The organism is Neobacillus vireti, assembly GCF_001026695.1.
GTDB lineage: Bacteria > Bacillota > Bacilli > Bacillales > Cytobacillaceae > Neobacillus > Neobacillus vireti.
In genome coordinates, this window is the sequence record NZ_LDNB01000015.1 from 95,570 (window position 1) to 109,810 (window position 14,241).

General features: G+C 39.9%; 11 protein-coding genes. 1 reads left to right on the top strand and 10 read right to left on the bottom strand.

Annotated features, from left to right (window positions below; all coding sequences use genetic code 11):
• Position 1: 1 nt before the first annotated feature.
• The 8 genes from polA to AA980_RS19720 form a co-directional block, all read right to left on the bottom strand.
• Positions 2-2,638 carry a DNA polymerase I gene (gene polA, locus AA980_RS19685; protein WP_024028577.1) on the bottom strand — a complete coding sequence of 879 codons (2,637 nt, stop codon included), beginning with the start codon at positions 2,636-2,638 and terminating at the stop codon, positions 2-4.
• Between the two features lie 5 nt (positions 2,639-2,643).
• Positions 2,644-4,068 (bottom strand): two-component system histidine kinase PnpS, encoded by a 1,425-nt coding sequence (pnpS, locus tag AA980_RS19690; RefSeq protein WP_024028578.1) that lies wholly within the window; start codon positions 4,066-4,068, stop codon positions 2,644-2,646.
• The gene (locus AA980_RS19695; protein WP_024028579.1) at positions 4,065-4,781 is read right to left on the bottom strand and encodes a response regulator transcription factor; all 717 of its coding nucleotides are present in this window, start codon (positions 4,779-4,781) and stop codon (positions 4,065-4,067) included. The genes pnpS and AA980_RS19695 overlap by 4 nt, the downstream gene beginning before the upstream one ends.
• A gap of 283 nt (positions 4,782-5,064) precedes the next feature.
• Complete coding sequence (locus tag AA980_RS19700; protein ID WP_024028580.1) at positions 5,065-5,541, bottom strand: MaoC/PaaZ C-terminal domain-containing protein; 477 nt, start codon at positions 5,539-5,541, stop codon at positions 5,065-5,067.
• 82 nt (positions 5,542-5,623) lie between these two features.
• A complete protein-coding gene (gene mdh, locus AA980_RS19705) occupies positions 5,624-6,562 on the bottom strand; it encodes a malate dehydrogenase (RefSeq protein WP_024028581.1) in 939 nt (312 codons plus the stop codon).
• 66 nt (positions 6,563-6,628) lie between these two features.
• A complete protein-coding gene (gene icd, locus AA980_RS19710) occupies positions 6,629-7,897 on the bottom strand; it encodes an NADP-dependent isocitrate dehydrogenase (protein WP_024028582.1) in 1,269 nt (422 codons plus the stop codon).
• Between the two features lie 119 nt (positions 7,898-8,016).
• The gene (gene citZ, locus AA980_RS19715; protein WP_024028583.1) at positions 8,017-9,135 is read right to left on the bottom strand and encodes a citrate synthase; all 1,119 of its coding nucleotides are present in this window, start codon (positions 9,133-9,135) and stop codon (positions 8,017-8,019) included.
• Between the two features lie 357 nt (positions 9,136-9,492).
• Positions 9,493-9,954, bottom strand: a complete 462-nt coding sequence (locus AA980_RS19720) for a DUF441 domain-containing protein (protein WP_024028584.1) — start codon at positions 9,952-9,954, stop codon at positions 9,493-9,495.
• A 156-nt stretch (positions 9,955-10,110) separates the two neighbouring features.
• On the opposite strand from AA980_RS19720, the gene ytvI reads away from it, so the two are divergent.
• Entirely contained in the window at positions 10,111-11,226 is a 1,116-nt protein-coding gene (ytvI, locus tag AA980_RS19725) for a sporulation integral membrane protein YtvI (protein WP_024028585.1), read from the top strand.
• Positions 11,227-11,263: 37 nt separating this feature from the next.
• Here ytvI and pyk read toward each other — a convergent pair whose 3' ends face one another.
• Positions 11,264-13,027: a pyruvate kinase gene (pyk, locus tag AA980_RS19730; protein ID WP_024028586.1), complete on the bottom strand. Its 1,764-nt coding sequence runs from the start codon at positions 13,025-13,027 to the stop codon at positions 11,264-11,266.
• 32 nt (positions 13,028-13,059) lie between these two features.
• Positions 13,060-14,019: a 6-phosphofructokinase gene (gene pfkA / locus AA980_RS19735; RefSeq protein ID WP_024028587.1), complete on the bottom strand. Its 960-nt coding sequence runs from the start codon at positions 14,017-14,019 to the stop codon at positions 13,060-13,062.
• Between the last annotated feature and the right edge of the window lie 222 nt (positions 14,020-14,241).

A 14,241-nucleotide genomic window follows, 5' to 3' on the forward strand; every position in this document is an offset into this window, starting at 1 on the left:
TTTATTTTGCGTCAAACCAGGTTGGACCGTAAGAATAGTCCACTTTCAACGGAACCTTTAATTCAAGGGCATTCTCCATCACTAAAGGAACTAAACTTTTAAGAATCTCCACTTCGTCCTCGGGAGCTTCGAAAATTAATTCATCATGCACCTGTAGTAGCAGCCTTGTTTTTAAGCCCTTATCCTTCAATGCTTCGTCCATGTCAATCATTGCTTTTTTAATAATATCGGCAGCACTGCCTTGAATTGGGGTGTTCATCGCCGTTCTTTCCGCAAAGCTTCTAATGTTAAAATTACGGGCAGTAATTTCAGGGATGTACCGTCTTCTTTGCATCAGGGTGGTCACATACCCTTTTTGTCTTGCTGAGTGAATAATGTCGTCCATATATTCCTTTACGCCCGGATAGGTATCAAGGTAACGCTCAATAAATTGGCCGGCTTCTTTCCTTGTAATCCCCAACGATTGAGAAAGACCATAATCACTAATTCCATAGACAATACCAAAGTTAACAGCCTTTGCCTGGCGTCTCATGTTTGAGGTAACCTCATCCTTTTCAACATGGAAGACCTCCATCGCTGTCTTCGTATGGATGTCGAGATCATCCTTAAAGGCTTGAATTAGCTTTTCATCGCCAGCAATGTCTGCTAGGACCCGAAGTTCAATCTGCGAGTAATCAGCGGCAAAAATGACCCAGCCTTTTTCAGATGGAACAAAAGCCTGACGAATCTTTCGGCCTTCCTCAAGACGAATCGGGATATTTTGCAAATTAGGGTCTATCGAGCTCAGCCGGCCTGTCGCAGTTAATGTCTGTTGATATCTTGTATGGATTTTTTCCGTTTTTGGATTAATTACTTTTAGCAGTCCCTCAATATAAGTAGACTGGAGCTTCCCCAGCTGCCGATATAGCAGAATATGTTCAATAATTTCGTGGTCGCCTGCTAATTTTTCTAAAACATCTGCAGAAGTTGAGTGACCTGTTTTCGTTTTCTTAAATGAATGCAGACCGAGCTTTTCAAATAAGATAATCCCAAGCTGCTTTGGTGAGTTAATATTAAATTTCTCACCCGCTAATTCACAAACTTTCTCTTCAATTTCAATTAATCGCTCATTTAGCTCTTTTCCCATCAACTGAAGGCGTTCTCGCTCAACCCTGATTCCGTATGATTCCATATCGGCTAAAATAAGTGATAAAGGCATTTCAAGTTCCGTAAATAATTCATACTGCTCATTACGTCTTAATTCATCTTCGAGTTTTTCTCTTAAATCGGACATGGCAAGTCCTTTACGAATCAGGTGTGCAGCAAGATTAGCAGTTTCAGGAACCCTTCGTTTCGCACCTTTCCCATAAAACGATTCATCCGCCTGGATATTATAGAGATCGTACCTTTTCGCGATTGCGGCTAGATCTTCAATATTTTCTGAAGGATTAATGAGATAGGAAGCCATCAAAATATCAAAATTTGCCCCTTTTAAATGGATGTCATACCTTCTTAAGGAAACCTCCGAACGCTTCGCATCATAAACCGTTTTCTTGATTCCTTCATCTTCTGCCCATTTTTTAAAAGCTTCTGATTTTAACGCAAGATCCGTTGGCAAGTAGTATTTTCCTTTTTTATTCACAAGGGAAAAACCAATAATATCAGCATAATGATAATTATCATCAAGCATTTCCACATAGAAATAATTGTCATCAGCAAAAATCGCTTCTGTTATTTCAGTAGGGATAATATAGTCAACCTCTTCAAGCTCCGGCTCTTCTGTTACAGCTGTATCATCGCCTAATTTGTCTAATAACGTTTGAAAGCCTAATTCCTTAAACAAACCGACTAGTTTTTCCCGGGTAAACCCTTCATAGGCAATTGCTTCTATATCGACTTCTACTGGCGCTTGCCGTTCAATTGTCGCAAGTTCTTTACTCATGATTGCCTGGTCTTTAAATTCCGCCAGCTTTTCCTTCAGTTTATTTCCCGATACTTGATCAATCGAGTTTAACAAGTTTTCCAGCGTTGAAAACTCTTTCAACAGTTTTATAGCGGTCTTTTCACCTACTCCTGGAACACCAGGTATGTTATCGGAAGCATCGCCCATTAAGCCCTTCATATCGATAATTTGCTCGGGAGTCAGGCCGTATTTTTCTCCGATATGCTTCGGGGTATATTCTTCAATATCGGTAATCCCTTTTCGGGTGATTCCCACGGTTATAGCAGGAGAGGATAGCTGTGTTAAGTCCTTATCCCCGGAGATCACTTTTACCTCATAGCCATCTTTTTCCGCGGTTAAAGAAAGGGTTCCGATAATGTCATCCGCCTCGTAATTTTCAAGCTCATATCTCGATATCCCGTAGGCGTCTAATAGTTCACGAATGAATGGAAATTGCTCTGATAATTCCGGCGGGGTTTTCTGCCTTCCGCCTTTGTACTCTGTAAAGGTTTTATGACGAAAGGTAGTTTTTCCAGCATCAAATGCGACAAGCATGTGTGTTGGTCTTTCATCCTCCAAAATCTTCATCAGCATCATTGTAAAACCGTATACCGCGTTTGTATGAATTCCTTTATCGTTATTAAGCAGGGGGAGTGCAAAAAAAGCACGGTAGGCTATACTATTCCCATCTATAAGTACAAGCTTTTTCTTTTCCACCTTGTTCACCCTTCCAAATTCTTTTTGTCTAGTTCTAGAATAAACTCACTACCTTCACCGACATCACTTTTTACACTAATTTTTCCGTGATGTGCTTCTACTAAATGTTTAACAATCGCTAAGCCAAGTCCCGTTCCTCCGGAATTACGGCTCCTATCCCTGTCCACTCGGTAAAACCGTTCAAAGATGCGCGGAATTTCTTCCTTTTTAATTCCAACACCTGAATCTTTAACATGAATCCGAACATTTCGCTCATAGTCAAGAAGGATGATTTTCACATTTCCTCCAGATGGCGTATATGTAATCGCATTTCCAATTAAATTGATAAACACCTGCTTTAAACGATCAAAGTCACCGTTAATGAGTACATGCTTCTGCTTGCTGTAAAATTCAAGGGCAACATTCTTCGCTTCTGCTTTTCCAGACAGAAGGGCAATGACTTCTTCGAGCATTGGATGCAAGTCGACCTGCTGGAGTGTTAATTCAAAGCCTTGCTGCTCAATTTTAGAAAGCTCTAATAAGTCATGAATGAGCGACTGCAGCCTGTCACTTTCTTTTAAAATAATCGACAGAAATGCTTCTAACGTTTCTTGATTGTTCATCGCTCCATCCAAGAGAGTTTCTGTAAATCCTTTAATAGATGTAACTGGAGTTTTAAGTTCGTGTGAAACATTGGCGACAAAGTCCTTGCGCATTTGCTCGAGTTTTTTTAGTTCGGTAATATCGTGGAAAACGAGCAAAACACCTTTCCAAACATTGTTCGTTCCAATAATAGGAATACCATAGACAACAAAATATTTTCTTTCGATGATTAATGGAATGTGCAGCTGGTTTGTTACCATCTGTTCTGTCCGGAAGACCTCAGCGACGATAGAGCAAATTTCTTCTTGTTCAATTACCTCATAATAAAGCTTTGATAAATAATCAGTTGTTTTTACATGAAAAATATCACTATAGCCTTTATTAATGAGATTTATGTACCCGCGGCTGTCGATTAAGACCAGCCCTGCCCCCATATTTTCAATTAAAGCGGACAAACGATCCTGCTGCATTTCATGTGCTTTTGTCAGTTCTTGCAGATTTTCAGCCAACATATTAAGGAATTTACCCAACATGCCTGCATCATCCAAACGCTCAACCTTTGTTCTGGCCCGGTAATTTCCATTAGCTAATTCGATTGCGACTTCAGTTGCCGCTTTAATCGGTTTTGTATACCTGGAGGTAATTCTTAATCCCAGAAAAATAATGATTGCCACTGCAATCCCAAGAATAATCAAGAGGCTCCACCAGATTTCCAATTGGAGAGTTTCATTAAGTGAGTCTAAGAAATCAATTTTAAATATCTGTCCAAGCAATATTCCTAATCCAACTAGTACAGTAATAATTAAGGTAATTAGCGTAATTAGAAGCCTAGTTCGAAATTTTGTCATTCTCCTTTAGGCTCCTCCATTTTATAGCCCAGACCGCGGATGGTTTTAATATAGACCGGCTTCTTCGTATCTACTTCAATTTTCTCCCGTAAATGCGAGATATGTACATCAACAATTCTAGTATCGCCCGCAAAATCATAATTCCAAACAGAGCTTAGTAATTGATCTCTAGTTAATACCCGGCCTTTATTCTGGGCGAGATAAACCAGTAATTCAAATTCCTTTAAGGTCAACTCCAATTGCTGGGCTTGGAAATAGGCTTCATATTTTTCAGGATAGATAGTTAAATTCCCTATTTCAATGTTCCCCTCATTATTATCGTTCTCTTCAACTGCCTCCGTTTGAACCTGGGTTCTTCTTAGGATTGCCTTTACACGGGCAATCACTTCTCTGGGACTGAATGGTTTAACCATGTAGTCGTCAGCGCCAAGCTCGAGGCCTAGTATTTTGTCGAATTCATCATCTTTTGCCGTTAACATTAATATCGGGGTCATGATCCCCTTTTGGCGAAGCTGTTTGCAAACTTCCATCCCATCTAAATGTGGCAGCATCAAATCGAGCACAATCATATCGGGTGACTCAGTTTCAGCTAATTTTTTTCCTGTTTGCCCATCCATTGCCGTGATAACTTCATATCCAGCCTGTTCAAAATTATATTGAAGTAAGGTTACAATCGATTGCTCATCATCGACAACAAGTACTTTATTTTTCATACGATCCCCCGCAATTCAAGATACCTTCATTATATAGTTAAGGAATAGGGATTATCTAGTTTTACGGACTGGTAAAAGAAAAAGGGGTAATTGGTGGGATTTTTTTTATAAAAGTATAATTATTGTAGTTTACAAAAAGGTGGGATTTGAAAGGAATGCTATTCGTTTAAGGTTGCTCTCTTCTATCGATTTTTGTCCTCATGAACCTTCATGAGGACAATTCCAGCTCTTTTCTATCGGTTTTTGTCCTCATGAACTCTCCAGAGGTAAAACTGATCTACAATTAGAAATTCTCCAAAGCCTTCCCATGGAATTCTTCCAATCGATGCGGCGGGCAGACTTTTATTTGACCGGTGATAACTGCTTCATTTTTTTCATTCGTACCAGTAACATTGATAACCACAGTATGCTCACCACTATTTACTTCAATCACCTCAAACAAAAACTCAACTGTTCCGTAATGATAGACCGGCTTCGTGAATTCAATTTCCTGGCTTAAGATATGACTTCCTGGTCCAGGTAAATATTTTGAGATAGCTGAGCTAATCATCCCCGTAAGCATAATACTTGGAACAATCGGTTTTTCAAATGGCGTCTGTGACGCATAGTCATGTTGTATGTAAAGAGGGTTCGCGTCATCAGTTAATCCTAAATATAGCAGAAGATCTTTATCTTCGATTTTCTCCGTCAAGGATAACTTTTCACCAACCGTTATTTCATCAATCCTTCGGCCAAGCTTTCTTTTTTTTCCTAAAAGCATCAAACACACCTCACTGAAAGCGATTTCATTATTAAATCGAAAAAAATCCGGGGACCCCAAAAAGGCCCCGAATTCCTATCAATTACGCCAATACATTCATAACACCGCGGACGGATTCAGCAGACTTATCTAAGGCTGCTTTCTCGTCTGCAGTAAGTTCTAGCTCAATTACTTTTTCAATCCCGTTTGCACCAAGAATGGTTGGTACTCCAAGGTAGATACCTTCATAACCAAATTCCCCTTCAAGGTAAGCAATCGATGGTAACACACGGCGTTGGTCTTTCAAAATCGCTTCACACATTTCTACCAATGAAGCTGCAGGTGCATAGTAAGCACTGCCGTTCCCTAGAAGGTTAACGATTTCGCCGCCGCCTTTTCTTGTCCGTTCAACAATTGCTTCCAAGCGGTCCTTAGGAATTAATGTTTCTAATGGAATCCCACCAGCATAAGAATAACGTACAAGCGGCACCATGTCATCTCCGTGTCCGCCTAAAACAAATCCCGTAATATCTTTAACTGATAAATTTAATTCCTGAGCCACAAATGTACGGAAACGAGCTGTATCAAGAACGCCTGATTGACCGATTACACGGTTCTTAGGGAAACCTGATTCTTTGAATACAGTATATGTCATCGCATCAACAGGGTTTGTTAACACAAGAATCGTACAATTTGGAGAGTATTTCACAATCTCTTGCGTTACACTTTTCATTACCTTTTGGTTGGTCTGCACTAAATCGTCACGGCTCATGCCTGGTTTACGTGCAATCCCAGCGGTAATAACAACGATATCAGAATCGCGGGTATCTTCGTAATTAGAAGTACCTGTGATTGAGGCATCAAAGCCTTGAACTGGACCTGCTTCAAGCATATCTAGCGCTTTACCTTTTGTAGGGTTTTCCATTGGAGCGATATCAACTAAAACAACATTTCCAAGTTCTTTTTGCGCAAGTAAAAATGCAGTTGTTGCGCCAGTAAAACCGCCGCCGATTACAGAAACCTTTTTACGTTTTAATGACATGTGACTCTCCCCTTTTACGGATATATTAATTATCCAAGTCGGGGCTTAAAATAAGCCCCAGCTTTTTTATTCCATATTCTTAATTAGTTCGTCAGCAAACTCTGATGTTTTAACTTCTGTTGCACCGTCCATTAAGCGCGCGAAGTCATAGGTTACAACTTTGGATGCAATTGTTTTTTCTACGGATTTAATAACCATTGCAGCTGCTTCGTTCCAGCCTAAGTGCTCAAGCATTAACACCCCGGATAAGATAACAGACGATGGGTTTACTTTATCAAGACCAGCATATTTTGGTGCCGTACCGTGTGTAGCTTCAAAAATGGCATGTCCTGTTTCGTAGTTGATGTTAGCTCCAGGAGCAATTCCGATGCCGCCAACTTGTGCCGCAAGTGCATCTGAAATGAAGTCGCCGTTTAAGTTCATTGTAGCCACAACATCAAACTCACGTGGGCGAGTAAGAATTTGTTGTAAGAAAATATCAGCGATTGCATCTTTCACGATGATTTTGCCAGCAGCTTCTGCATCAGCTTGTGCCTTGTTGGCAGCATCTGATCCTTGCTCTGCCTTAATGCGGTCATATTGAGCCCAAGTAAAGACTTTATCGGCAAATTCCTTTTCTGCAAGCTCATAACCCCAGTTTTTAAACGCACCTTCAGTGAATTTCATGATATTTCCTTTATGCACGAGTGTAACGGATTTACGGCCTTCTTTTATCGCATAGTTAATAGCTGCGCGTACAAGACGAGATGTACCTTCTTCAGAAATAGGTTTAATACCGATACCTGAAGTTTCAGGGAATCTGATTTTATTAACACCCATTTCGTTTTGCAGGAAGTCGATAACCTTTTTAACTGCTTCAGTACCTTTTTCATACTCGATTCCAGCATAAATATCTTCAGTATTTTCACGGAAGATCACCATGTCTGTATCTTGCGGACGCTTAACCGGTGAAGGAACACCTTCAAACCATCTTACAGGGCGTAAGCAAACAAACAAGTCTAATTCTTGTCTTAGTGCAACGTTCAAGGAACGAATTCCGCCACCGACAGGGGTAGTTAGTGGTCCTTTAATCGCAATCAAATATTCATTGATTTCATCAAGTGTTGCTGATGGGAGCCATTCACCTGTTTGGTTAAAGGCCTTTTCACCTGCTAAAACTTCTTTCCAAACTAATTTGCGTTCGCCTTTATACGCTTTTTCAACCGCTGCATTTAAAACTCTCTCAGAAGCTGCCCAAATATCTGGTCCGATACCGTCCCCTTCAATAAATGGGATAATTGGATTGTTTGGTACATTTAATACTCCATCTTTTACCGTAATTTTTTCGCCTAGCATAGTTGTTCTCCCTCCTATTATGTAAAAACCCTTTGTCCTGAATCAAAGGTTAGAGAGCCAGAGCCCCTAACCTTCCCATTCAATACTATTACATCAATAATATTAAAAAAAGTAAAATATTAATCTCTTTGCTCGATTGGAATGTATTTTTGCATTCCAGGACCCGTGTATTCTGCTCGTGGACGGATTAAACGATTGTTTTCATATTGCTCTAAAATATGTGCCAGCCATCCGGAAACACGACTTACAGCAAAGATTGGTGTCATTAAGTCGTGATCAACGCCTAAGCTGTGATAAACGGAGGCAGAATAGAAATCTACGTTTGGCGGCAGTTTCTTTTCACCCGTAACGATGCTTTCAATTTTCACTGACATATCATACCAATGCGGTTCGCCAGTCAGCTCGGTTAATTTTTTTGACATTTCTTTCAAATGCTTGGCACGAGGATCTCCCTTGCGGTAAACTCTGTGACCAAAGCCCATGATTTTTTCTTTGTTTTCAAGCTTGCCGTGAATATATGGTTCAACATTATCGATTGTACCAATTTCAGTCAGCATTTTCATAACTGCTTCATTTGCGCCGCCGTGAAGTGGTCCTTTAAGAGCTCCAATTGCTGCAGTGACACCTGAATAAATATCAGATAATGTCGCCACACATACACGTGCTGTAAATGTAGAAGCATTTAATTCATGGTCTGCATGTAAGACAAGAGCCTTATCAATTGCCTCGATTGCGATCTTTTCTGGTTCCTTGCCTGTTAGCATGTAAAGAAAATTAGCTGCATAGCTTAAATCCTGTTTTGGAGCGATTGGTTCAAGGCCTTTTCTAACCCGAGCAAAAGTTGTCACAATCGCAGGCATTTTCGCTTGGAGTCGAATCGCTTTTCTGAAATTCGCTTCAGTATCCATGACATCAGCTTCATCATCATATAGTCCTAATAAAGAGACTGCTGAGCGAAGCGCTGCCATTGGATGTACCTTTTGAATCGGATACATGTTAAAATGCTCGATTACCTCAGGTGGAAGGGCAGCATTTTCAGAAAGCTGTTGTTTCAATTCTGCCAATTGTTCTGCATTAGGCAGCTTACGGTGCCATAACAAATAAATAACCTCTTCAAAGCTGGCATTTTTAGCTAAATCATCAATGTCATAGCCAACATATGTTAGCGTGTCATCAATAATAGAGCTGATTGAGGAAGTTGTTGCTACTACCCCTTCGAGACCCCTTGTTACTGTCATAATAAATCTCTCCTTCACAATTCTTAATTTCCCCATTGTTCAATTTGTAAACAAAAACAACGCCGCTGCGATAACCTGCCTGTTCCAGAATAGCCTGAAGAATTGGCATAAAGTCCTGTCCCAGTATTCCCCAAAAAGGTTATCCAGTTTAAACTGACTGAGCGATTGCTCGAGTTCTACACATATTGATTGTATACCCTTTCATTCGCATTAAAAAATTATTTTACAAGTAAATCAGCATATATATATGGTTTATGTAAAAAAGGATACGCTTACAAGCCTATTATAAACAATTATCAAATTTTTGTGAACAAAAGGAGTTGAAAAATACAAAAAAAATATTATTTTAAAAAAAATCTACCCAAAAAAACTAAAAACTTTCATCGCTGCATAAGCAATGCCAGCCCCAATTAAGGGCCCCACCGCTACACCCTTAAAAATAGAAACAGATAGGATGGTTCCTAGAACCAATGCCGTTGTAATATGCGGATCATCTGCTAGTAATTTCACACCACCTTTTGCCAGTAAGGCTACAATCATTCCAGATATAAGTGCAATCCATGCAAACGGTGATTTAAACGCCCCTGATAAGTCCCTAAAGCCAATTTCTCCACTTGCAATCGGCGCTAAAACAGCTATTGTGATAATGATGACACCCCAATTAATTCCCTTTGATTGTATAAAAGAGAACGACTTTGCCTCCATACCAATTGCCTTTAAGAGCAGCAAAACTGCAATCGCAATCATTAGTGAACTGTTTTTGGCAATAAAGCCTATCAATAGCAGTAATAATAAGAATAATAATGACTCACTAAACATTTAACCATCCATCCTTCACTTAAATTATCGTACTATATTATCCACTAAAAAATCGAAATAATAATTATTGTTGTAACTTTCTATTGGAAAATTATGCAGCTTCATTCATATAATGTTAAACTATAATAACTAGATTATTAAAAAGGAGGACTGTCATTGAATCCTAAGTACATATACCGGACAATAAGATTTTTACTTGTTGTAGGTGGTGTTATACTCGGACTTTACGCTTTTTACTATTTGTCGACGTTGACGTATCCATTTTTAATTGGGCTGATTATCGCCCTTTTCATTAATCCGCTTGTTAACTTCTTTGAAAAAAAGTGGAAAATGCCACGTGTCCTTGCCGTTTTTGTGGCGCTTATCATTATCTTTGCTGTATTTGCGGGGTTAATAACACTTTTAGTTGCTGAAATTGTTACGGGTGCAAACTATTTAGCTACAGTAGTACCAGAGCATCTCGATACGTTGATTAACTATATTGAGGACTATTTTACAGGACAAATCCTTCCGTTCTATGATCATTTAACAAGTTTATTTAATAAGCTTGGGGCAGGACAGAGAGAGACAATTAGCAATAATATTCAAAATATCGGACAGAAAATCGGAACAACTGCGGGCTCGTTTATTAAGAACCTGTTCGGAATCATTCCAAATATTTTAACCTGGCTACCGAATGCAGCAACCGTGCTGATATTTTCGTTGTTAGCAACCTTTTTTATCAGCAAAGATTGGTACCGATTATCAGTAATCGGCGGCAAACTTGTTCCCGAGAAAGCAAAGAGAAGCGGCAGAACCGTATTTAATGATTTAAAAAAGGCGTTATTTGGTTTTATTAAAGCACAGATTACCTTGATTTCAATTACTACTGTTATTATTTTAATCGGATTGCTTATCCTACGTGTCGATTATGCAATAACGATTGCACTAATAACAGGTCTTGTAGAGATTCTCCCGTATCTCGGTACAGGTATTGTGTTTGTTCCGTGGATTATTTATACGGCTATTAGCGGCAATACAGGTCTTGCTATCGGTCTTGGTGTCCTTTATATAATCGTACTCGTTCAAAGACAAGTTACGGAGCCAAAAATTCTTTCTTCGAGTATTGGTTTAGATCCTTTAGCAACGCTAATTGCGTTATTTGTTGGATTTAAAACGATAGGCTTTTTAGGATTAATTGTCGGACCGGTCATGCTTGTCATTATTGGTACACTCCACCGTGCAAATGTCTTCCATGATGCCTGGGCATTTATAAAAGGAAAAGAAGTATGAAAAAACGTCAGCTCTGAAGGGCTGACGTTTTTTTATATTATAGGACGCTTGCGTGTCCGTTATAAATGACACCTCTAGCAGAATCAACGGTTATTTCTTGGCCATCTTTGAACAAATCCAAAGCATGATCTACGCCGACTATAACTGGGATCCCAAGGTTCAAACCAACAACAGCTGCATGGCTGGTTAATCCACCCTCTTGAGTAATAAGGGCAGCACATTTCTCGATCGCTGGTACCATGTCACGGTCTGAACCGATTGTCACAAGAATTGAACCCGGCTTAACCTTTTCTAAGGCCTCTTGTGCATCATGGGCAAGGACCACCTTACCAAAAGCGGATTTGCGGCCAATTCCTTGCGCCTTGGCGAGTGTTTCACCGACAACATGAATCTTCATTAAATTCGTCGTTCCAGCTTCCCCAACAGGAACGCCTGCAGTGATAACAACTAAATCACCATGTTTAACAATTCCGCTATTTAAACTTTCTTCTACAGCGATATCGAGCATTTCATCTGTAGTCGTACATACCCGACCGTGCTGCGGATAAACACCCCAGACAAGCTGTAAACGACGGCACACATGTTCATTTGCTGTGACAGCCACAATCGATGCTTTCGGACGATACTTAGAAATCATCCTAGCAGTATGACCGCTCTCAGTAGGAGTAATAATTGATTTCACGTCTAGGTTTAAAGCTGTGTGGGCAACAGATTGTCCGATCGCATCCGTAAGATTATGATCCGTATCTTTACTGCGGCTTGATAAAATTTCTTTATTATCTAATGCCTGCTCGGCTCTTGAAGCAATATTGTTCATTGTTTGAACTGCTTCAACCGGGTAAAGACCCGCAGCCGTTTCACCAGAAAGCATGATGGCATCTGTCCCATCAAAAATGGCATTCGCAACATCGCTCGCTTCCGCACGAGTCGGCCTTGGATTCCGTTGCATTGAATCAAGCATTTGGGTAGCCGTAATGACCGGTTTGCCTAGGGCATTACATTTCTTAATCAGCATTTTTTGAACAAGCGGGACCTCTTCTGCCGGAATTTCTACGCCGAGGTCACCACGTGCCACCATCAGGCCATCAGAGATTTCAAGGATTTCATCAATGTTATCGACGCCTTCTTGGTTTTCAATCTTAGGAATAATATGGATATGTGCAGCGTTGTTTTCTTCTAAAAGCTGACGAATCTCCAACACATCTTTTGCACGGCGGACAAAGGATGCAGCAATAAAGTCAAGCCCTTGTTCAATTCCAAATAAAATATCCTGTGTATCCTTTTCGGTTATGCCTGGTAAGTTAACTGAAACACCCGGAACATTAACACCTTTTTTATTCTTCAATGTACCGCTGTTTAATATTTTTGTATGAATTTCATTAGCTGCTTTATTTATTTCTATTACTTCAAGGCCAATTAAACCATCATCAAGAAGAATTTTTGAACCCACATGAACATCGTCTATTAAACCAGGGTATGTAACAGAAAATTTATCTAAGGTTCCCTCAACTTCAATCATTGAAACAATGATATTTTCGCCTGCAGTAAGTTCAAGCGCACCGTTCTGCATATTGTTTGTGCGGATTTCCGGACCTTTTGTATCCAGCAGGATGGCAACCGTTTTTCCCGTAATTCTTGACGCTTCGCGGATATTTTCGATTCGAGCACCATGCTCTTTAAAATCACCATGTGAAAAATTTAAGCGGGCAACGTTCATACCCGCATTAATCAATTGAATTAATTTTTCTACACTTTCACTAGCAGGACCAATTGTACAAACGATTTTCGTTTTTCGTAACATTTTAAAGCCTCCTATTTGGTTAAAACAAATAATTAGATAGATAATTCCTTTGAAAGATTAAAAAGGTCAAGATCCAATGTATGTTTTTGGTTTAGAGCGTCAATAATGTCGTAATCAACAAGCTTATTCTTTTCAATTCCTACGGCCCGGCCGCCTTTTCCTTCAATTAAAAGCTCGACAGCTCTTGCACCTAATCTGCTGGCAAGCACTCTGTCTGCTGCAGTTGGAGAACCACCGCGCTGAATATGGCCTAATACCGATACTCTTGTATCAAAATTAGTTGCTTCTTCAAGCTGACGGGCAAATTCGTACCCGCTGCATACACCTTCAGCAACAATTATGATACTGTGCTTTTTCCCGCGTTCCTGGCCGCTGCGCAGCCTTTCTGCTATTTCGTTCATATCATAGTTCTCTTCAGGAATTAAAATCGTTTCAGCCCCGCCGGCAAGTCCAGCCCATAAAGCAATGTCACCAGCGTTCCGGCCCATTACTTCGATGACAAAGGTTCTTTCGTGGGATGTAGCTGTATCACGAATTTTATCAATCGCATCGATAACGGTATTTAAGGCTGTATCAAAACCAATTGTCTGTTCGGTACCTGGGATATCATTATCTATTGTCCCCGGCACACCGACACACGGAAATCCTTGCTCTGATAATGCCATTGCACCGCGGTAGGAGCCATCTCCACCGATAACAACAAGTCCCTCGATTCCATGTGCTCTTAGCTGTTCGATACCTTTTTGCTGCCCTTCTTTATTTTTAAACTCTATGCACCGTGCCGAATGAAGCATCGTTCCGCCCCTATGAATGATATCACCAACAGAACCAAGTTCCAGCTTCTTAATATTTCCGGAAATTAATCCTGAGTAACCGCCATAAATGCCATACACATCCACATTATGAAATATTGCTTTTCGGACAACCGCCCGAATCGCCGGATTCATTCCCGGAGCGTCGCCGCCGCTTGTAAGTACCCCTATTTTTTTCATGTGTATCACCCCAATTATAGAATAAGAAAACATATATATATAGTATCATTAAGATTGGAAAGATACTGTTTCCACAACTAATTCTATTATTAACATAAAAGCTTTGAATAATAATAAAATACCATGAAGATATGCCCTTAACAACCGATTCATATTAGTAATTAAAAAAGACGGAATAGTCAGTAAGATGAAAACGTTTTATTACTGTTTGAAAACGTTATC

Bases quoted from the DNA above. Each gene is read 5' to 3' on its own strand.
- pnpS (WP_024028578.1), bottom strand. From the start codon at position 4,068: ATGACAAAATTTCGAACTAGGCTTCTAATTACGCTAATTACCTTAATT.
- AA980_RS19695 (WP_024028579.1), bottom strand. From the start codon at position 4,781: ATGAAAAATAAAGTACTTGTTGTCGATGATGAGCAATCGATTGTAACC.
- AA980_RS19700 (WP_024028580.1), bottom strand. From the start codon at position 5,541: ATGCTTTTAGGAAAAAAAAGAAAGCTTGGCCGAAGGATTGATGAAATA.
- mdh (WP_024028581.1), bottom strand. From the start codon at position 6,562: ATGTCATTAAAACGTAAAAAGGTTTCTGTAATCGGCGGCGGTTTTACT.
- icd (WP_024028582.1), bottom strand. From the start codon at position 7,897: ATGCTAGGCGAAAAAATTACGGTAAAAGATGGAGTATTAAATGTACCA.
- citZ (WP_024028583.1), bottom strand. From the start codon at position 9,135: ATGACAGTAACAAGGGGTCTCGAAGGGGTAGTAGCAACAACTTCCTCA.
- AA980_RS19720 (WP_024028584.1), bottom strand. From the start codon at position 9,954: ATGTTTAGTGAGTCATTATTATTCTTATTATTACTGCTATTGATAGGC.
- pyk (WP_024028586.1), bottom strand. From the start codon at position 13,027: ATGTTACGAAAAACGAAAATCGTTTGTACAATTGGTCCTGCTAGTGAA.
- pfkA (WP_024028587.1), bottom strand. From the start codon at position 14,019: ATGAAAAAAATAGGGGTACTTACAAGCGGCGGCGACGCTCCGGGAATG.